This window comes from Nitrosomonas sp. PY1 (assembly GCF_022836435.1).
In the GTDB taxonomy this organism is placed as follows: Bacteria; Pseudomonadota; Gammaproteobacteria; order Burkholderiales; family Nitrosomonadaceae; genus Nitrosomonas.
The window spans coordinates 1,355,256-1,374,918 of sequence record NZ_BQXC01000001.1; the positions used below are offsets into that span (position 1 = coordinate 1,355,256).

Below are 19,663 nucleotides of genomic sequence, written 5' to 3' on the forward strand. Positions count from 1 at the left end.
TATGATGTAACCTATTTTTTGTGAAGAAGATGTGAAGCAGTTACTCCGATACATTCTCAGAAAGTTTTTATGCAAATTTCATCTCGATATTTATTATTATTGAATTTTTTTGTCTTTGGATTTTTTTCATCGACTACATTAGCACAACCATCCACTAACTTTCCCATTGGAATTGACTCATTATCGCCACCGGCATTCTCACCGCCATCAACTATTGATTCCGAAGCATCGTCTGTTATAAAGCCTCTAATACGAAATGAAAATGAGTCAGATTACCCTCCTCCTTTATTGGATGAGCCTAAAGGACCCATGGTATTGCTAAGTATTGAGGAAATACAACAAATGGGGCTACGTGCCAACGGCATGGTTCAAGCGGCTCGTTCGCAAGTAAGCATATCTCAGGCAGGTGTCGTTGCGGCCGCACAGTATCAGAATCCGGAAGTCATGTTCATGATGGGACCAGCCCACTCAAGAGTTGGAGAAGCCGTTTCAGGACCATTTAATCATCAGCGGTCTATAACGGTAGTTCAACCGATCGAAAACCCATTTATGCGAAGCGCACGTATTAGTGCATCAGAATCTACTGTGAATGCCACTCGCGCTAGTCTTGATCAGGTCAGCGCAGATATGGCTGCGTTGTTACGGGTGCGCGCTTATGAGTTATTGCTCCGAGAAGAACAAGCAGAAATGGAGCAAAATATCCACGACTTACTGAAAGAAGTTCGCCGACGAATTGCTTCCCATGTTGAAAAAGGCGAAGCGGCACGCTTTGAACTGATTCGCGCCGAAACTGAGGTACAAAATGCAGTCAACCGTAGAGATGCAGCGCAATTGACCGTACACCGTGCGCGCGTGCTGCTGATGCAACTCGCTGCAGGTTCACTACCGCTCAATTTTAAAATAAAAGGCTCCCTCAAAGATCCTATAAATTTGCCGCCTTTAGCGGAGCTCCGTGAACAAGTACCACAAATTAATCCGGATATCGTACGATTAGAAGCCGAGCGCGAACGCGCCAATAAGCGGATTAGTCAAGAAAAAGCAACTATTTTGCCTTCCATCAATTTAATTTATACAAATTACGAAGAGCAGCAATACTATTCAAATTCCGCAGGTATTAGCGTTAGACTTCCATTATTCTACCAACGTCGTGGTGAGATTGATACGGCGGTTCATGATTCAGCTCGTATAAGCGAAACATTAGAATATCGGCGGTATGAAATCGCGCAATTATTTGAAGCAGCATGGCACGCTCTACAAATTGCACAACGCCGTGTCGCTTCATTTGAAGGCGGTTTAATTAAGGAAGCAGAGAATGCTGTAAGAGTCGCAGAAGCTGCCTATAAATTTGGTGAACGCGGTCTGATTGAATTTCTTGATACACAAAGGATTTTACGTGGGATTTTAGCCGATTCATTACTAGCGCGTTTTGACCTGCAATCAGCTGCGGCTGAAATTGATCGCTTACGCGCACACTACCCCAAGGAGTTAATAGTCGAATGAAAGCTATATGGATACTGATTGGTTTTGCTGTAATCGCCTCATTAGGAATGGGGTGTAGCGATAACGAATCCAAAGATGCCTCCAATAATGAAAGTGCAGCATCAGAAGAACGCGATTTCAATAACATTGTTGCTCGGCCCGATGTAGTAGATCGCCTTAAGTTAGGTTTCCCCACTTTAGTTGATCTTGCCGATAGGATACAAGTTCCCAGTCGCGTTCAAGTCGATGAAGAACGAACTGCGCACATGGGTTCTTACGTAACTGGTCGTATCATTAATTTATTCGTCATCCTAGGTGACTATGTAAAGCCCGGACAAGCTTTGGCGCGCATTACCAGCCCTGACTTAACCAATTCACAACTGGCTTATCTGCGGAGCCTGTCACGTGTTGTTGTGACGCAAAAAGCCTCAGACCGTGCGCGTCACTTATTGGCTGCGGATGCTATTCCTGTTGCCGAAGTGGAACGCCGGCAATCCGAATTAGAGATTGCCAAAGCTGAAATGGCTGCATCAAGAGATCAATTGATCCTTTATGGTATGGGTGAAGACGATATTAAAAAGCTGAGTAAAACAGGAAAAACCCTACCCTGGATCGATATCAGAACCAACCGAGAAGGTTACGTAATTGCACGCAATGTAATTGTAGGTCAAGTGGTGCAACCTTCTGATTTATTATTTCAGATTGCTGATTTATCTTATGTCTGGGTGATCGGTGATGTTCCTGAGCAAATCGCTCGAGAGGTTGAGTTGGGGCAACATGTTGAAATTAATGTTCCTGCTATCGGTAATCATTCGTTAGATGGTGTCATCATATTTGTATCAGACACCATTAATCGCTTGACGCGTACTGTGATGACCCGTGTTCTGGTCGAGAACTCGGAGCGCAAACTAAAACCCGATATGCTTGCTAATATGCATATTACGGATCCACTGCATAAATCAATCGTGGTGCCTGAAACTGCAGTTGTTCGTGAATTAAATTTGGACTATGTTTTTATATCTACAGGAGAAAATCGCTTCCAAAGAATTCCCGTCGAACTAGGCCCGGAGTTGGAGGGCTTGCGACCTGTGATAAAAGGACTTTCTACCGAACAGAAAATTGTAATTGAGGGTGCATTTCATTTAGATAGCGAGCGTAAGCTTGCAGAACTGGAGTAGCAGGATATGGCTACCATAGTTCGTGCAATGCTAAATCAGCGTTTGCTAGTGTTGGTTCTCGCACTTGGCTTATGTATAGCAGGTGGATTTGCTGCCAAAAATTTGACAGTCGATGCATTTCCAGATGTCACCAATATTCAAGTCCAAGTAGCCACAGTTGCGATAGGACGCAGTCCAGAAGAGATGGAGCGATTAGTCACGGTACCCGTTGAAATTGCCATGACTGGCTTGCCTGGATTGGTTGAAATGCGCTCAATGAACAAAAGCGGGTTATCACTTATCACGTTGGTATTTACTGATGAAACCGACGTGTTTTTTGCGCGGCAATTGGTCATGGAAAGGATTATCGATGTCACGCCGCGGTTGATTCCTGGCATTACACCCGTTCTTGGACCGGTTTCTACCGGTTTAGGCGAAGTGTATCAATACACTATTGAGCATCCTAGTGACGGTAAGCGCTCGTTAACTGAGCAAGAGTTAATGGATCGTCGCACCATACAAGATTGGGTGGTTAGGCCCATGCTACGATCAATACGCGGTGTAGCAGAAATCAACTCCATTGGCGGTTATGTCAAAGAATATCAAGTCTATGTCGATCCAAACAAATTGCGACATTACGATCTTACACTTGCACAGGTAGATCTTGCACTAGCCAGTAACAACGCCAATGCGAGCGGTAACATCCTCGCGCTACACTATGAGCAATATCTGATCCGCGGTGTTGGACTCATCTCTTCGTTAGAAGATATCCGTAACATTGTACTAAAGGAAACGAACGGCGTTCCTATCTATGTCAGGGATGTTGCAAATGTTGTGTTTGGTGGGGAAGTGCGCCAAGGCGCCAGTATCAAAAATGGCGATACTGAATCGGTTACTGGGGTCGTCATGATGCTGCGCGGCGGCAATGCAAAAGAAATTGTTAGCCGCATTAAAGAAAAAGTCGCCGAAATTAATGAGCGCGGAATTCTACCGGATGGATTGCAAATCGTTCCTTTTTACGACCGGACAGATTTAGTGGATAACGCATTACGAACTGTGCAAAGCACATTGATGGAATCACTCATTCTCGTCATTGTCGTACTATCCGTTTTTCTTGGTACTGTACGCACGAGCTTTGTTGTGTGCTTTACCTTAATTATCACACCATTAGTGACTTTCATGGTCATGAATCATTATGGCATGCCCGCCAATTTAATGTCACTCGGTGGACTTACTATTGCACTAGGGATGATGGTCGATCCAACTGTTGTAGTTGTAGAAAATATCTACCAACGTCTGGGAGAAGCCAAAGATACTGGAAAATCAAAATATAACGTGATCGTCGATGCAGTCGCAGAGGTAGGAACACCGGTTATTTTTGGCTTAGTTGTTACTGTATTGGTATTTTTACCTTTAATGACACTGGAAGGCATGGAAGGAAAAACCTTCAGTCCACTTGCTGTCACCATCTCAATTTCACTATTTATTGCATTACTTGTATCGCTCATGCTATCGCCAGTGCTCTGTGATTATTTGCTGAAGGGCGGCAGTGAAGAAGACACTCGGATTATTGCCATAATGAAAAACGGTTATCTAAAGGTTTTTGATTTGGCATCACGTAACCAGAAAAAAGCGATAATGATCGCTATCAGTTCTCTAATGGTAGCCTTTGCGTTATTCCCGCTCTTAGGTAAGTCTTTCATCCCTATCATGAAAGAAGGTGCGGTAACCCCTGTGATTATTCGTGCACCATCTATTTCTTTGGATGAGGCGATCAAAATCGAAATGGAAGGAATGAAAGCTATTGCGGCAATTCCTGGAGTCAAATCAGTCGTCTCTAAATTAGGTCGTGGAGACACCGCTGCCGATCCAGCTTCTCAAAATGAATCTGATCCGATTGTCGATCTTGATCTGGTGAACTCAGGTCGCACACAACTTGAAATCGAGGAAGATATTCGCAAAGCATTGACCATACTGCCTGGTGTAAACATTGTCATTTCACAGCCTATTGCGCAAAGAGTCGATGAAATGGTTACTGGCGTTCGTTCACAAGTAGCTGTTAAGATTTTTGGCGATGATTTAGAAGAACTACGAAAATTATCCGAACAAGTCGCACGTATCGTTAAATCAACGCGAGGTGCCCGAGATATTCGTATTGAACGTTTATCTGGACAACAAGAATTGACGATTAATATTGATCGCCGTGCTATTGCACGACATGGATTGAATGTCTCGGATGTCAATGAATTGATCGCTACCGCAGTTGGAGGTAAAGCCGTTACACAAGTTTTTGAGGGTGAGAGGCGCTTTACCTTATTGCTCAGATTTCCAGAAGAAGTTCGATATGATGTAGAAGCCATTAAAGAATTGTTACTACGTCCTGCAACCATAATAACGGGAAAGGAAGGAGCCGGTGCAGGTGGCAGATTGGTTCCACTGAAGGCTGTTGCGGAAATCAAAGTAGTTGATGGACCAGCAATTATTTCACGTGAATTCGCACGGCGTCGAGTTGTTGTTGGTGCCAATGTGCATAACCGTGACATGGGGGGATTCGTAGCAGAACTACAAGAACGCGCGGCCAAAGAAATTAAGCTGCCCCCCGGATATTATTTTGTCTGGGGTGGACAATTTGAAAACATGGAACGCGCGATGGCTAAGCTTGGAGTGATTGTACCAGTTACCTTGGCAGTCATTTTCTTTCTGTTATTCATGTTATTTAATTCCGTCAAAATGGCGATTCTGATTTATTTGGTGCTTCCGTTTGCATCGGTAGGAGGAGTGGTTGGTTTGTATCTTACCGGACAGTACCTATCGGTGCCTGCATCGGTAGGTTTTATTGCTGTCTGGGGCACATCGATCTTAAATGGCGTAGTATTGATTTCGTTCGTACGAGAATTGCGTCAAAAAGGCATGAGTATTGCAGAAGCCACTCGAAAGGCCTGCTCTCAACGTTTCCGTCCTGTTATGATGACTGCTGCAACAACAATACTAGGGCTAGCACCCTTTTTGACAGCAACCGGACTCGGCTCCGAAGTTCAAAAACCACTAGCCATTGTAGTGATTTTTGGTTTGACTACTGCTACCATGATGACGATGGTCGTTATGCCAATAATTTATCATTGGTTTGATGATATAGTGACAACAAAAGAAAGTGAAACTGAAGGTGAATCAACTGACGCAAAAAATGTAACCGTATCACCGGCTATCAAGTAACTGACCTACTTAACCAGTGCTTACTCAGAAAAATATATCGTTCATTGATTCAAACCATTACAACAGATGAAATATTTCACCTGTTGCTTCACAACAAAATGCCCTGGGGTAAGCCTGGAGTCATGACTATTCTGTGAATATTGTTGAGGTATCGTGGATATGAATACACGATAAGGAACTATGCTAAGAAGCAGAGAAGGATATCAAAAATTACATGAAGTAGGCGGTTTGCTTTTTTCTAACTTCCCATGTCCCACAGTTCTGATACTTCGCTCCATAGGGTAAATCAATAAACTCTCCTACAGCAAGGCTATAAAAAATCTCAAGTTTATCTTCACTCTCATAATACCTAATAGCCTGGTAACTGTATGTGATACAAAGGATATATAATTTATGGATTTTAGAAAAATAAAGTGGTTACAAGAGACCCCCTTGATGAAACTACGCAAGCAAGATTCTCTTAAACATTTTATATATGTCGTATTAACACGCCGTATTTTACTCGTAACATTATTGTTCTCTCTCGCACTTTCAGCAATTGTTCATATCAGTGTCAATAACAGTTTATACGAGCATGTATTCATAACAGCACACGATCGCTTTGAAACACTACGCGCCAGAACGAATGAGTATCGAGAAAACGACGGTGTTTCTTTGCAACAGGCTGTGGACTTAGCAATTAACGCCTTGTCTGCGATTCAATACGATAAAAGCATCGGTAATTTTGTCCATTACCAAATAAACTCCCTTAGTGAAGGTATCCTGGTCGATAGATACGATAATGACTATCCTTATATAGACAAAGTAAAACAGCATATCGCTGATACACAATTTCAGTTTTCGGAAGATACCGGTACTTTACATGAGATCATCAAATTCGATGATCGAAGCTACGTTCACCTTATCATGCCTCTTTACAATAAAACCGGCGATTTGATCGGCCATCTAAGAGCGATGTTCGCACTCACACAAGCTACTATGGATAGATTAAAGAATGAAGTGTATGCCACGATATTTTATGCGGTACTAATCGTTATACTGACAACGGCAATTTTATATCCTGTAATCATTCACTTAACTCGAAGACTTGTAGCCTTCTCTATTGATTTGCTGGATTCCAATATTGAAACACTTCAAGTTCTAGGTAATGCCATTGCTAAACGAGATAGCGATACCAATTCGCATAATTACCGGGTTACCATCATCGCAACTCGTCTTGCGGAGAAAATCAATTTACCAGACCAACAAATCGAATCATTAATCAAAGGGGCATTTCTACATGATGTAGGAAAAATTGGTATTTCTGACAACATACTACTAAAGCCGGGAAAACTCACTGAGTCGGAATTTACTCTTATGAAAACTCATGTGGAAAAAGGGCTTGAAATAATTAAACGTTCCAAATGGTTAACTGATGCAAAAGATGTTGTCGGCGGTCATCATGAAAAATACGATGGCAGTGGTTATCCTCACAATCTCAAATCAAATCAAATACCGATTAATGCTCGCATTTTTGCTATTTCTGATGTATTTGATGCGTTAACTTCTAAAAGGCCTTATAAAAAGGCGTTTACCTTTGAAGAAACCATGAAAATTATTATAGAGAAAAGTGGCTCTCACTTTGACCCTGAGCTTATCAAACATTTTACATTGATTGCCGCTGAACTTTATCAGGAACTATCGGATAAGAATGACGAAGCATTACGAAAAATATTAAATGATATTATTCAAGAATATTTCTCTACAGGAATAGACTCCTTATCATATTAATATATGTATGGGATGATAGTAGATCAGGTTAAGTCCGAACCCACAATGTTCGAGTCGAGTTAACGCCTTGACTCCTCGAATTAGCAACAATATGCCTTTTCAAATTTAGTTGCTAAGATATTTCCGATTAGCTCCAACAACCCGCAATTAACCACTCAATCCACTCCTGATGAGATGCTTTGCGAAGAAAAGAACTCATCAGTTATTATTTTGTATGATCACTATGCTCCGGATGTTGGATACGCAAGCGCAATACAGCTAATCGGTAATCGCACCTACACTGGCACTGGACACCAACTGAGCGTATTTAGCCAAAACACCCCGATGATAACGCGGTTGCGGTGCTTTCCAAACGGTACGGCGTTTCTCTAATTCAACATCGGAAATATTCAATTGCAATAGCCTTTGTTCTGCGTCGATTGTGATCGAATCACCCTCTTGTACCAAAGCAATATTGCCGCCGACATAGGCCTCCGGTGCAACATGCCCAACCACCATGCCATACGTGCCTCCTGAAAAACGTCCATCGGTAATCAATCCAACCGAATCACCCAAGCCTTCACCAATCAAGGCGGAAGTCGGTGACAGCATTTCTCGCATACCAGGACCGCCTTTCGGTCCCTCGTAACGAATCACCACTACATCCCCTGGTTGAATTTTTCGTGCCAAGATAGCTTGCATGCAAGTTTCTTCCGATTCAAAAACACGGGCTGGGCCAGTAATTTTAGGATTTTTAATACCGGAGATTTTGGCAACGCAACCTTCAGTCGATAAATTACCTTTCAAAATCGCCAAATGCCCTTGCGCATACATGGGATTACTCCACTGACGAATGATATTCTGATCGGTTCGCGGTGAATCCGGAATATCTTTTAATATCTCCGCAATTGTCTGCCCACTGATCGTCATACACTCTCCATGCAACAATCCGTGCACCAACAGCATTTTCATGACCTGAGGAATACCACCCGCTTGATGTAAATCTGCCGTCACATAACGACCCGAGGGCTTCAAATCGCACAATACCGGTATCTTTGCGCGAATGATCTCAAAATCATCAATGCACAGCGGAACTTCCGCAGCATGTGCAATAGCAAGAAAATGCAGCACGGCATTGGTCGATCCTCCTACGGCCATGATGACTGCAATAGCATTTTCAATGGATTTTCTCGTAATGACATCGCGCGGCAAAATTTGTTTTTTGATGGCATTTACTAATACCTCAGCCGACTGACCTGCGCTGACCAATTTCTCATTATCTTCAGCCGACATGGTTGATGAATAAGGTAAACTCATACCCATCGCTTCAAAAGCAGATGACATCGTATTGGCGGTAAACATACCTCCGCAAGAACCGGCACCGGGACAGGCATGTCGCTCGACTTGCAGTAATTCCGCGTCATCAATTTTCCTGGCGCTATACTGACCCACCGCTTCAAACGCACTGACGATAGTTAAATCTTGTCCTTTATAGTGCCCGGGTTTGATCGTGCCGCCGTACACAAAAATCGCCGGGACATTCATTCGTGCTATCGCAATCATTGCCCCGGGCATGTTTTTATCGCACCCACCAATCGCAATCACGCCATCCATGCTTTCCGCCTGAATACACGTTTCGATCGAGTCAGCAATGACTTCACGCGAAACCAGTGAATATTTCATGCCTTCGGTGCCCATTGAAATACCATCGGATACCGTAATTGTGCCAAACATCTGCGGCATTGCGCCCGCCTTGCGTAAAGCCGATTCTGCCCGCAATGACAAATCATTCAATCCTTTATTGCACGGAGTAATGGTGGAATAGCCGTTGGCAACCCCGACAATAGGTTTGTTAAAATCTCCGTCACCAAAACCAACTGCTCGCAACATTGCACGATTAGGTGCGCGAGAGGCGCCTTGGGTAATGGCTTGACTGCGCTTGTTATCTGACATGCTGACTCCTGAAAATATTTTTAAAGATAAATTGCGGTTTATGACAAAGAACACATCGGTGCACTTGATATAATGACCTGCATTTTACCGTAATTAGGATAAAAACTATGCTCGTTCATCCGCAAATTGATCCGGTTGCTATTTCGATCGGCCCTGTGTCCATTCATTGGTATGGACTGATGTATCTCATTGGTTTTGTATTATTCATTGTGCTCGGACGTTATCGAATCAAGCATAGCCAAAATTCTGTGTTTACCCAGGAAATGTTGGATGATGCCTTATTTTACGGAATGTTGGGAGTGATCATCGGTGGACGTTTGGGTCATGTATTGTTCTATCAACCCGGCTATTATTTAGAGCATCCTTTAGGTATTTTTGCCGTTTGGGAAGGCGGCATGTCCTTCCATGGTGGGCTTCTCGGTGTTTTTATGGCAATGGTTTTAGTCGCTCGCAAATATCATTTGGCCTGGTTACAAGTGATGGATTTCATTGCACCGCTGGTTCCTTTGGGACTAGGTGCAGGACGCGTCGGTAATTTTATCAATGCTGAATTATGGGGTAGGACAACTGATGTTCCGTGGGGAATGGTTTTTCCTTATATCGATGAACTACCACGGCATCCATCGCAACTCTATCAATTTGCATTGGAAGGAATTGCCCTTTTTATATTGCTTTGGATCTATTCATCTAAACCGCGACCAATCGGCGCCGTATCGGGTATGTTTATGCTAGGGTATGGTGTATTTCGCAGCTTTTCGGAATTTTTCCGCGAACCGGAAGATGGATTTATGGGGATTTCAACATTAGGAATCACCATGGGGCAATGGTTGTCTATTCCTATGATTCTAGTAGGAATAGCGCTTCTAGTTTGGGCAAACAATCAAAAAGCAGATTTGAAAAAACAAAAAACAAAAACTAAAAAAAACCAAAAATAATAAGCCACTTCGTCTATTATTATTGTTATAACTCCGTGGCTTATAAAACAACACTACATTAATTATTATTATTGTAAAAAACTGCTTAAAGTTTTCTTATTTTTTTGCGGCGGCGTGCGGAAAGACCTACAAGCCCTAAACCAGCCAATAACATCGCGTAATTCTCTGGCTCTTGCACAGGTAGTGTCTGCAAAGCAACTGAATATTTCCCCACCGACGCTGAATTTCCTAAATTTCCACTGACATCTAAATAATATTGCCCAGCCTCAAGATTACTAATAGAATTGGCGGGGCTTTCACTAGAAAACTTCGAATGCAAGGTACCTTCACTTAAATGGGTATCATTCCAGACACCAATGGTCAGTCCCGCTATTCCCAGTAAATTAAAGCTACCTAAATTTAGCGCATAGGTGCTTACAGGATTGGTCATAGTTGATAACGTGGGTATAGTGAAATTGACATACTCTGAAAATGATGAACCGGGCGTTCCATTTAACGTAACTGCTAATATGCTAGGTGATGTTCCAATGATGCCCATATTATAAGGATTAAATTCTGTCCCAGTGCCGTTTGCATTCACAACACCGGCATTGGCAACACCGGTTGTTATCAATACAGCTGTTGCTACCAAATTCAGCTTAAAATTAAAACTCCTTTTCACTATAGAATCTCCAAACTAAATTTAAAAGAAACAAACTGAAAATTACTTGCAACAGATTGAAATAAGAAGCATATCTGTTTATTTTCCTCAAGTAAGTGGAACGAATTTTATAGAAATCATCTATCTCTAACTATAGGAGTTCATTACCTTTTTTCTAGTACATTTATACATACTGAAAATATCGTAATGTCACTGATGGTATACTTCAGGTGGCTTATCTTTATGGGTATCTATTTTATACTTCAAAAATATAGCGTTACACAAACTCTCCACTGGAATTGGTGCAGCGTCTTTCTTCATGGCTTCTCTATTCGTACACTTAGGTAAACACTCATGCAAAAACTGCTAATTCACGGTGGAAAACCTCTCCATGGTGAAATTTCAATTTCTGGCGCAAAAAATGCCGCACTACCGATCTTATGCGCCGCCTTATTGACTGATGAATCCTTGCAAATTGGCAATATTCCCGTCCTACGCGATATTGAAACCATGCTAACACTACTCAATCAAATGGGTGTCAGTGTGATGTTGTCAGACCATAATGCATCGGACATTACGCTCTCAGCAAAACAACTTAATAATCCAATTGCACCCTATGAGATGGTTAAAACCATGCGTGCATCGATTCTCGTACTCGGTCCTTTATTAGCTCGTATCGGTCAAGCCAGAATTTCCCTGCCCGGTGGCTGCGCCATCGGCTTGCGCCCAGTAGATCAGCACATTAAAGGTCTACAAGCCATGGGAGCAGAAATTTCTATTAATCATGGTTATATCAATGCGGTCGCAAAAAAATTACAAGGTACACGCATCGTATTTGACATCGTTACTGTCACTGGAACAGAAAATTTAATGATGGCTGCGGTACTTGCGGATGGCGTAACAGTCTTAGAGAATGCCGCACGCGAGCCAGAAATTATCGATCTTGCCAATTGTCTGATCGCGATGGGTGCAAAAATCCAAGGAGCAGGAACCGATGTGATTACAATCGAAGGACAATCATCGCTACATGGTGCAAAATATTCGGTCATGCCAGATCGTATTGAAACCGGTACTTTCTTAACCGCTTGCACTGCCACCGGTGGCGAGATTCGTCTCAATAACACTAGCCATCAATTACTAGGTGCAGTGATTGATAAGCTCACTGAAGCTGGTGCACAAATTAACGTCAACCATAATCAGATACATTTAATTATGAATTCACAGCCTCGGTCAGTGAGTTTACGCACCGCACCTTACCCTGCCTTCCCAACCGATATGCAGGCGCAATTTATGGCGCTTAACTGCATCGGTGCTGGAACAGCAATTATCACTGAAACAATTTTCGAAAATCGTTTAATGCATGTTCAGGAATTAAAACGCATGAATGCGGATATTGAAGTGGAAGGTAATACTGCCATCATTCACGGCATTTCACACTTAGACGGAGCACATGTAATGGCCACCGATCTGCGCGCATCTGCAAGTTTGATTATTGCCGGACTGGTTGCTCATGGTCGAACTACGATTGATCGAATCTACCATTTAGATCGTGGCTACGAAAATATCGAACAAAAACTCTCAATACTTGGTGCCAATATCCAACGTATTAACTAAGAAGCCTTTAACGGTACTCATTAAAGGCTTTTACAGTAAAGTAAAGATCTATATATCAAAACTTCTGTAATTTATAGCTCACAACAACGGTTGCAATTTTCTTATTCAATCCCATTACTGGAACGACTAAAATCTTATTATTGTTAACATCCGATTTAACAGTAATTTTTTGTAAATTGAGTACTTCTTTAGGATACAAATCATTGGCCTTGGATTCTTCAAACCGTTTATCCGTTGAAATCAATAACTGACCTTCATCGTTGATCAAATCAACTCTTTCAGTATTTTTCATTTTGACGACTTCGCCCAGATATTGCTTGATTTGATCAATATTGTTACGAATCAACTCACCACGCACAGCCCATGAAAGTATTTGACCAAATCGCTCTTCTTCCTTTACATATTGCTGATCAGCATACTCACGTGCTTGTTGAGTGATTGACATACGCTCACTCTCAAGCTTTTTCGCCATATCGGACTCTACCTTACCGACAGCAATGGATTTCCAAGCAAAAATGACTATAATAACCCCTATCAGCACCAACAGATATCGACCGGGAAATTGCGTTGTAGGTACATTCCGCAGCCAATCCGCCTTGTCTTTTAGGTGTTCGAGAACTCCATCCATTGTTTTAACAGGCTCAATAGAGTTTTTCTTATTTGTCATCGATCACTCTCCTCGTATTATAACGTTGTAATTAACATCCAAAGGATGCAAATTATCCCCTAATCCTAACTGAAGTGAAAGTAAAACCTACTGCGAGATCACTATCTTGTGGCAAGAATCTCTATTATCACGAACACCGTAACTTTTTTGCGACACACCATTTGGCAATAACTTTGGCTGATCATCAATCACGTAATTAAAACACCTGTCACTATTAGGCCATTCGTTATGCTTTATAATGACTGCTATCGCATTACATTACTGAAAAACTTTCAGAATTAAAAATTATCACAGCTATGAATAGCAATAATTCTCAACAAAATAATAAAAAAACCTGGTCTGGAAGATTTACCGAACCTGTTTCTGAATTGGTCGAGCGCTATACTGCATCAGTTCCATTTGACTATCGGCTTGCGGAATATGATATTCAAGGCTCATTAGCTCATGCAAAAATGCTTTCTATTCAGGGCATTATCAGCAACTCGGATCAAGTAGCTATAGAGCAAGGACTGACTCAGATACGCGATGAAATTCGTAACAATGAATTTACTTGGCAATTAGCGCTAGAAGACGTGCATCTCAACATTGAAAAACGCTTGACACATTTGATCGGTGATGCCGGCAAAAGACTCCACACAGCTCGTTCGCGCAATGATCAAGTTGCAACTGATATTCGCTTATTTCTACGTGCCTCGATTGATAGAATATTATCTTTAATCAAAGATCTACAATATGCCTTACTCAACCTAGCCGAGAAGCATATTGATACCGTGATGCCAGGGTTTACGCACTTGCAAGTAGCTCAACCTGTCTTATTCAGCCATCATTTGATGGCCTATTTTGCAATGCTTAAACGCGACACTGAACGGTTATTAGACTGTCGTAAGCGAGTTAACCTATTACCTCTGGGTGCCGCAGCACTCGCCGGAACAAGCTATCCGATTGATCGTCATTTGGTGGCTAAGCTTCTGGATTTTGAGGGAATTTGCGAAAACTCGCTTGATGCAGTATCTGACCGAGATTTTGCGATTGAATTTTGCGCCAGTGCAGCGCTGATTATGACTCACCTCTCTCGATTGTCAGAAGAACTTATCCTCTGGATGAATCCACGGTTTGGTTTCATTGAATTGGCTGATCGGTTTTGCACCGGGTCTTCCATCATGCCACAAAAGAAAAATCCAGATGTGCCTGAATTAGTTCGCGGTAAAACCGGCCGTGTTAATGGTCACCTGATTGCGTTGTTAACACTCATGAAAGGCCAACCGCTGGCCTACAACAAAGATAATCAAGAAGACAAAGAACCACTTTTTGACACCGTTGATACTTTGATCGACACCTTGCGCATTTATGCAGAAATGCTTTCCGGTGTAACAGTTCATCATAATACTATGCGCCAATCGGCATTACGAGGTCATGCAACGGCTACCGATTTAGCCGATTATCTGGTCAAAAAAGATATTCCTTTCCGAGATGCGCATGAAATCGTTGCAAAGACAGTGCAATTTGCCGAACAAAAAGGCTGCGATTTAAGTGATTTACCGATCCATGAACTACAGCAATTTTCGGATCGTATTGAAGCTGATGTATTAACTGTACTAACATTGGAAGGTTCAATCAAAAGCCGCAACCACATTGGTGGAACCGCACCGGAACAAGTTATGGCAGCCCTTCAAAAAGCGCGACAATGGCTAGAAAACGAATACATTCAACCCCGCTAAGCTTACTTTTAATACTGCATTGACAATGCGGATCGCTTTTTAACAAAAATTACATAAGCAGACCGACATAACTTACTGCATGGATCCTTGGAATGACATCAGTCAGCAAATTGCTACAATTACCCAGCGAAAATTTTTCATAAAAGAAAAAAGGCTACTAACAGGTGGATGTATCAGTCAAAGTTTCAGAATTTCTAATGGCACTCAAATTTATTTTGTCAAACTAAATAGCCGAGAAAATTTAGCGATATTTGATTCGGAAGCCGATGGATTAAATGAAATCCAGCAATCCAAAATCATCCGCATACCCAATACTATTTGTGTGGGTCACAATGCGCAATCAGCTTGGTTAGTGCTTGAATATGTCGCACTTCACTCCGAAATACAGAGTAGCGCCCAGAAATTAGGCACACAACTCGCAGCCATGCATCGCATCACGGCCAAACAGTACGGTTGGAAGCGTGATAATTTTATTGGAAGTACTCCCCAAATCAACACTTGGTCGCACAATTGGATTCGCTTCTGGCAAGAGAAACGACTCAGTTATCAACTTAAGCTTGCTGCTCAAAATGGCTACGGTGGAAAATTACAAGTCTTTGGAGAACGCTTACTCACCGAATTGGAGCATTTTTTCCAAAATCGACAGCCACCGTCATCGTTGCTGCACGGCGATCTATGGCAGGGTAATTATGCTTTCGATAGCAACAACAACCCTATCTTATTTGATCCAGCCGTATATTTTGGCGATCGGGAAACCGATATTGCGATGACAGAGCTTTTTGGAGGATTCTCTCCCGCTTTTTATTCCGCCTATCAAAATGATTACCCATTGGATTCTGGGTACAACATGCGCAAAATAATCTATAATCTCTATCATATATTGAATCATTTAAATCTTTTTGGAAATAGTTATCGACCTCAAGCAGAGCATATGATGGCAACACTGCTTGCTGAGGTTCGATCTTGAGCTTGATCGATTTAACGTTTCCTACATTTTTTATTTTCTAGGCCAAATCCTTTATATTTTGACTATTGATCCATGACAAAGTATGTATTTGTAACAGGTGGCGTGGTTTCTTCTCTCGGTAAAGGTATCGCTGCCGCATCCTTGGCTGCCCTCCTGGAAACCCGTGGAATCAAAGTCACGATGCTTAAACTCGATCCCTATATCAATGTAGATCCCGGGACCATGAATCCATTCCAACACGGTGAAGTGTTTGTTACCGAAGATGGCGCAGAAACCGATCTGGATCTTGGGCACTATGAGCGCTTTATCAGCACGCGCATGACCAAGCATAATAATTTTACTACCGGACAAATCTACGAAAGTGTCATTCGCAAGGAAAGACGAGGCGATTATCTTGGTGGAACCGTACAAGTGATTCCTCATATTACCGATGAAATAAAACGCTACATTCAAGCTGGCGTGGGTGATGCGCAAGTCGCGATTATCGAAATTGGCGGTACTGTCGGAGATATTGAATCACTACCCTTTCTAGAAGCCATACGCCAAATGGCTGTACAAAATCCACGAACAGACACTTGCTTCATTCACCTCACTTTATTGCCTTACATTGGTTCTGCTGGAGAACTTAAAACCAAACCGACGCAACACTCGGTAAAGGAATTAAGAGAAATTGGTATTCAACCCGATGTTTTACTATGCCGATCCGATCGCGAAGTTCCACAAGAAGAACGCCGCAAAATTGCACTTTTTACAAATGTTCGAGAAGAGGCTGTAATTTCTGCGGTCGATGTGGATAGCATCTATAAAATTCCTGCTTTACTGCATGAGCAAATGCTGGACGAGATTATTTGCCATAAACTGAATATTCTCGCCAAGCCGGCCGATTTAAGCACATGGAAAAAATTGATTTATGCATTGGAATATCCAAAACATATCACTACGATAGCCATTGTTGGGAAATATGTTGATCTGACTGAATCCTATAAATCACTTTCTGAAGCGCTGATCCATGCGGGCATTCATACACAAAGCCGGGTCAATATATGCTATATCGATTCTGAAAATATTGAGAAAGAAGGAACAGGCTGCCTAGTCGGTATGGATGGTATTTTAGTACCGGGTGGATTTGGTAAACGTGGCGTTGAAGGAAAAATTATGGCGGTGCAATATGCGCGTACCAAACATATCCCCTACCTCGGTATTTGTCTTGGATTACAGCTTGCAATTATCGAATATGCGCGCAACAAAGCTAACATGAAAGGTGCACATAGCACTGAATTTAATTCTGATACGCCCTTCCCAGTGATCGGGCTCATTACTGAATGGCGGACGCGCGATGGACAACTGGAAACTCGTGATGCGTACTCCAACATTGGTGGTAGCATGCGCCTAGGTGGCCAAGAATGCCTACTGAAAAAAGGATCGTTGGCGAATAAAACTTACGGCGCAGAAAGAATTATTGAAAGACATCGCCATCGTTATGAAGTGAATAGTGAGTTCATCCCTCAATTGGAGCAAGCAGGGCTTTGCATCAGTGGTTTATCGAAGGAAGAAAATTTATGCGAAATGATAGAATTGCCAGAAACCGAGCATCCTTGGTTTTTAGCGTGTCAATTTCATCCTGAATTCACCTCCAGACCGCAAGCTGGCCACCCTCTTTTTAAGGCCTATATTCAGGCAACGCTTACCGCCGCCAAAAAATACTCGACCAATGACGATAAAAAACATCAGGCTGTTAGCACAGCTTTATAAGTATCTTATGGATATTCAATCATCATAAACGTACAGTAGTAATAACCATACCATTAACAGGAAGACAGTAGATGAGTGCAATTGTAGATGTCATCGCCCGTGAAATTCTCGATTCTCGTGGCAATCCAACCATTGAAGCCGATGTATTGCTGGAATCAGGTGTGCTTGGTAGAGCCGCCGTTCCCTCGGGTGCATCCGTTGGTACCCGCGAAGCGGTAGAGTTGCGAGACAATGATAAACAACGCTATTTCGGTAAAGGTGTATTGAAAGCCGTGGAAAGTGTCAATGGCGAGATTTCTGAAACACTCATGGGATTGGATGCGGTTGATCAAAGTTTTCTCGATCAGGAATTAATCGCATTAGATGGCACAGAAAATAAATCAAGACTTGGTGCCAATGCAATCCTGGCAGTATCGCTTGCAATCGCTAAAGCCGCGGCAGAAGAATCTGGTTTGCCACTCTATCGATATTTAGGTGGCGCTGGATTGATGTCGATGCCTGTTCCTCTGATGAACGTGATCAATGGTGGCGCTCATGCTAACAATAACATCAACATGCAGGAATTCATGATCGTTCCGGTTGGAATTGAGAATTTTCATGAAGCTGTTCGCTGCGGCGCTGAGATATTCGCCACATTAAAGAAATTGATTGATCGTCGAGGTATGCCAACAACTGTTGGCGATGAAGGCGGCTTTGCTCCCAATCTGGAAAATAACGAAGCAGCACTGCAATTGATTGTGCAAGCGATTGATGAAGCCGGTTATCAACCAGGCAAAGAAGTGGCTATTGGCATCGATTGCGCCAGTTCAGAATTTTACAAAGAAGGCAAATACCATTTGGATTCCGATGGATTACATTTGACTTCTGCACAGTTTGTCGATTATCTATCATCCTGGATTGATAAATATCCAATCATCACGATTGAGGATGGCATGAGCGAGCATGACTGGAAAGGCTGGGAACTTCTCACAGAAAAGTTAGGTAAATCCATTCAATTGGTGGGCGATGATATCTTTGTGACGAATACTAAAATTTTGCAGCAAGGTATTCAATCTAAAATAGCCAATTCAATACTGATTAAAGTCAATCAAATCGGCACATTAACAGAAACTCTTTCCGCGATTGAAATGGCAAAGCGCGCAGGCTATACTGCCGTAATTTCGCACCGATCAGGCGAGACCGAAGACACCACTATTGCCGATATCGCTGTTGCCACTAATGCACTGCAAATCAAAACTGGTTCATTATCCCGTTCTGATCGTCTGGCAAAATACAACCAATTATTGAGAATTGAAGAAGATTTAGGGGATGCAGCGCAATACGCAGGGCGAGGCGCTTTTTATCAACTTAGATAATGAAATTTTTAGCACTCATTCTGTTTGCACTGATTGTCTTACTGCAATATCCACTTTGGTTTAGCAAATCCAGTTGGAAAAGAGTTTGGCTAGCAGAGGAAGAAGTCAGTGCCGCACGTCAAAATAATCTGGCGCTCCAACATCGCAACGATATGTTGGAAGCTGAACTCAGTGATCTTAAACAAGGCTTTGAAGCCGTTGAAGAACGCGGACGCAGCGACCTAGGTATGATCAAGCAGAATGAAATTTTATTTCAAATTGTCAGAATTGAATCACCTGCTCCTAAGCAAGAAACTTTACCAACAAAGACTCTAAATGATTAATCCACGAATGACTGGTTGCACGACCTACCTCACTCAGTAACATCCCTTGCCGAACTCTTATTGATTTTTTTAAACTAACTGATAAACATTTTTCAGTATTTTAGAATTACTTGAAAACTAACTAACTAATCCTATATTACT

General features: G+C 42.3%; 14 protein-coding genes. 11 read left to right on the forward strand and 3 right to left on the reverse strand.

Annotated elements, in window-relative coordinates; all coding sequences use genetic code 11:
* Positions 1–69: 69 nt before the first annotated feature.
* The 4 genes from W03_RS06410 (at position 70) to W03_RS06425 (ending at position 7,619) form a co-directional block, all read left to right on the forward strand.
* Entirely contained in the window at positions 70–1,500 is a 1,431-nt protein-coding gene (locus W03_RS06410) for a TolC family protein (RefSeq protein ID WP_244072183.1), read from the forward strand.
* Complete coding sequence (locus W03_RS06415; protein ID WP_244072184.1) at positions 1,497–2,657, forward strand: efflux RND transporter periplasmic adaptor subunit; 1,161 nt, start codon at positions 1,497–1,499, stop codon at positions 2,655–2,657. The genes W03_RS06410 and W03_RS06415 overlap by 4 nt, the downstream gene beginning before the upstream one ends.
* Positions 2,658–2,663: 6 nt before the next feature.
* Positions 2,664–5,849 (forward strand): efflux RND transporter permease subunit, encoded by a 3,186-nt coding sequence (locus tag W03_RS06420; RefSeq protein WP_244072185.1) that lies wholly within the window; start codon positions 2,664–2,666, stop codon positions 5,847–5,849.
* A 393-nt stretch (positions 5,850–6,242) separates the two neighbouring features.
* Positions 6,243–7,619 (forward strand): HD-GYP domain-containing protein, encoded by a 1,377-nt coding sequence (locus tag W03_RS06425; protein WP_244072186.1) that lies wholly within the window; start codon positions 6,243–6,245, stop codon positions 7,617–7,619.
* Between the two features lie 258 nt (positions 7,620–7,877).
* Here the strand turns inward: W03_RS06425 and ilvD are convergent, their stop codons facing one another.
* A complete protein-coding gene (gene ilvD, locus W03_RS06430; RefSeq protein ID WP_244072187.1) occupies positions 7,878–9,551 on the reverse strand; it encodes a dihydroxy-acid dehydratase in 1,674 nt (557 codons plus the stop codon).
* Between the two features lie 107 nt (positions 9,552–9,658).
* Between ilvD and lgt the strand changes: the two genes are divergently transcribed.
* Positions 9,659–10,486 carry a prolipoprotein diacylglyceryl transferase gene (gene lgt, locus W03_RS06435; protein ID WP_244072188.1) on the forward strand — a complete coding sequence of 276 codons (828 nt, stop codon included), beginning with the start codon at positions 9,659–9,661 and terminating at the stop codon, positions 10,484–10,486.
* Between the two features lie 85 nt (positions 10,487–10,571).
* Here the strand turns inward: lgt and W03_RS06440 are convergent, their stop codons facing one another.
* Complete coding sequence (locus W03_RS06440) at positions 10,572–11,147, reverse strand: FxDxF family PEP-CTERM protein (protein ID WP_244072189.1); 576 nt, start codon at positions 11,145–11,147, stop codon at positions 10,572–10,574.
* Between the two features lie 333 nt (positions 11,148–11,480).
* Between W03_RS06440 and murA the strand changes: the two genes are divergently transcribed.
* Positions 11,481–12,740 carry a UDP-N-acetylglucosamine 1-carboxyvinyltransferase gene (murA, locus tag W03_RS06445; RefSeq protein ID WP_244072190.1) on the forward strand — a complete coding sequence of 420 codons (1,260 nt, stop codon included), beginning with the start codon at positions 11,481–11,483 and terminating at the stop codon, positions 12,738–12,740.
* Between the two features lie 55 nt (positions 12,741–12,795).
* Here the strand turns inward: murA and W03_RS06450 are convergent, their stop codons facing one another.
* Entirely contained in the window at positions 12,796–13,407 is a 612-nt protein-coding gene (locus W03_RS06450) for a hypothetical protein (RefSeq protein WP_244072191.1), read from the reverse strand.
* A gap of 296 nt (positions 13,408–13,703) precedes the next feature.
* Between W03_RS06450 and argH the strand changes: the two genes are divergently transcribed.
* From argH to ftsB, 5 genes are all read left to right on the forward strand, one after another.
* Positions 13,704–15,125 (forward strand): argininosuccinate lyase, encoded by a 1,422-nt coding sequence (argH, locus tag W03_RS06455; protein ID WP_244072192.1) that lies wholly within the window; start codon positions 13,704–13,706, stop codon positions 15,123–15,125.
* 79 nt (positions 15,126–15,204) lie between these two features.
* Positions 15,205–16,092 (forward strand): fructosamine kinase family protein, encoded by an 888-nt coding sequence (locus W03_RS06460; RefSeq protein WP_244072193.1) that lies wholly within the window; start codon positions 15,205–15,207, stop codon positions 16,090–16,092.
* Positions 16,093–16,164: 72 nt separating this feature from the next.
* A complete protein-coding gene (locus tag W03_RS06465; protein WP_244072194.1) occupies positions 16,165–17,844 on the forward strand; it encodes a CTP synthase in 1,680 nt (559 codons plus the stop codon).
* Positions 17,845–17,915: 71 nt separating this feature from the next.
* Positions 17,916–19,199, forward strand: a complete 1,284-nt coding sequence (eno, locus tag W03_RS06470) for a phosphopyruvate hydratase (RefSeq protein ID WP_244072195.1) — start codon at positions 17,916–17,918, stop codon at positions 19,197–19,199.
* Complete coding sequence (gene ftsB / locus W03_RS06475; RefSeq protein WP_244072196.1) at positions 19,199–19,522, forward strand: cell division protein FtsB; 324 nt, start codon at positions 19,199–19,201, stop codon at positions 19,520–19,522. The genes eno and ftsB overlap by 1 nt, the downstream gene beginning before the upstream one ends.
* Positions 19,523–19,663: the final 141 nt, after the last annotated feature.

Coding starts and splice junctions, on each gene's coding strand:
- W03_RS06460 (WP_244072193.1), top strand. CDS start 15,205: ATGGATCCTTGGAATGACATCAGTCAGCAAATTGCTACAATTACCCAG.
- ftsB (WP_244072196.1), top strand. CDS start 19,199: ATGAAATTTTTAGCACTCATTCTGTTTGCACTGATTGTCTTACTGCAA.
- murA (WP_244072190.1), top strand. CDS start 11,481: ATGCAAAAACTGCTAATTCACGGTGGAAAACCTCTCCATGGTGAAATT.
- W03_RS06425 (WP_244072186.1), top strand. CDS start 6,243: ATGGATTTTAGAAAAATAAAGTGGTTACAAGAGACCCCCTTGATGAAA.
- argH (WP_244072192.1), top strand. CDS start 13,704: ATGAATAGCAATAATTCTCAACAAAATAATAAAAAAACCTGGTCTGGA.
- W03_RS06410 (WP_244072183.1), top strand. CDS start 70: ATGCAAATTTCATCTCGATATTTATTATTATTGAATTTTTTTGTCTTT.
- W03_RS06420 (WP_244072185.1), top strand. CDS start 2,664: ATGGCTACCATAGTTCGTGCAATGCTAAATCAGCGTTTGCTAGTGTTG.
- ilvD (WP_244072187.1), bottom strand. CDS start 9,551: ATGTCAGATAACAAGCGCAGTCAAGCCATTACCCAAGGCGCCTCTCGC.
- W03_RS06465 (WP_244072194.1), top strand. CDS start 16,165: ATGACAAAGTATGTATTTGTAACAGGTGGCGTGGTTTCTTCTCTCGGT.
- eno (WP_244072195.1), top strand. CDS start 17,916: ATGAGTGCAATTGTAGATGTCATCGCCCGTGAAATTCTCGATTCTCGT.
- W03_RS06415 (WP_244072184.1), top strand. CDS start 1,497: ATGAAAGCTATATGGATACTGATTGGTTTTGCTGTAATCGCCTCATTA.
- W03_RS06450 (WP_244072191.1), bottom strand. CDS start 13,407: ATGACAAATAAGAAAAACTCTATTGAGCCTGTTAAAACAATGGATGGA.
- lgt (WP_244072188.1), top strand. CDS start 9,659: ATGCTCGTTCATCCGCAAATTGATCCGGTTGCTATTTCGATCGGCCCT.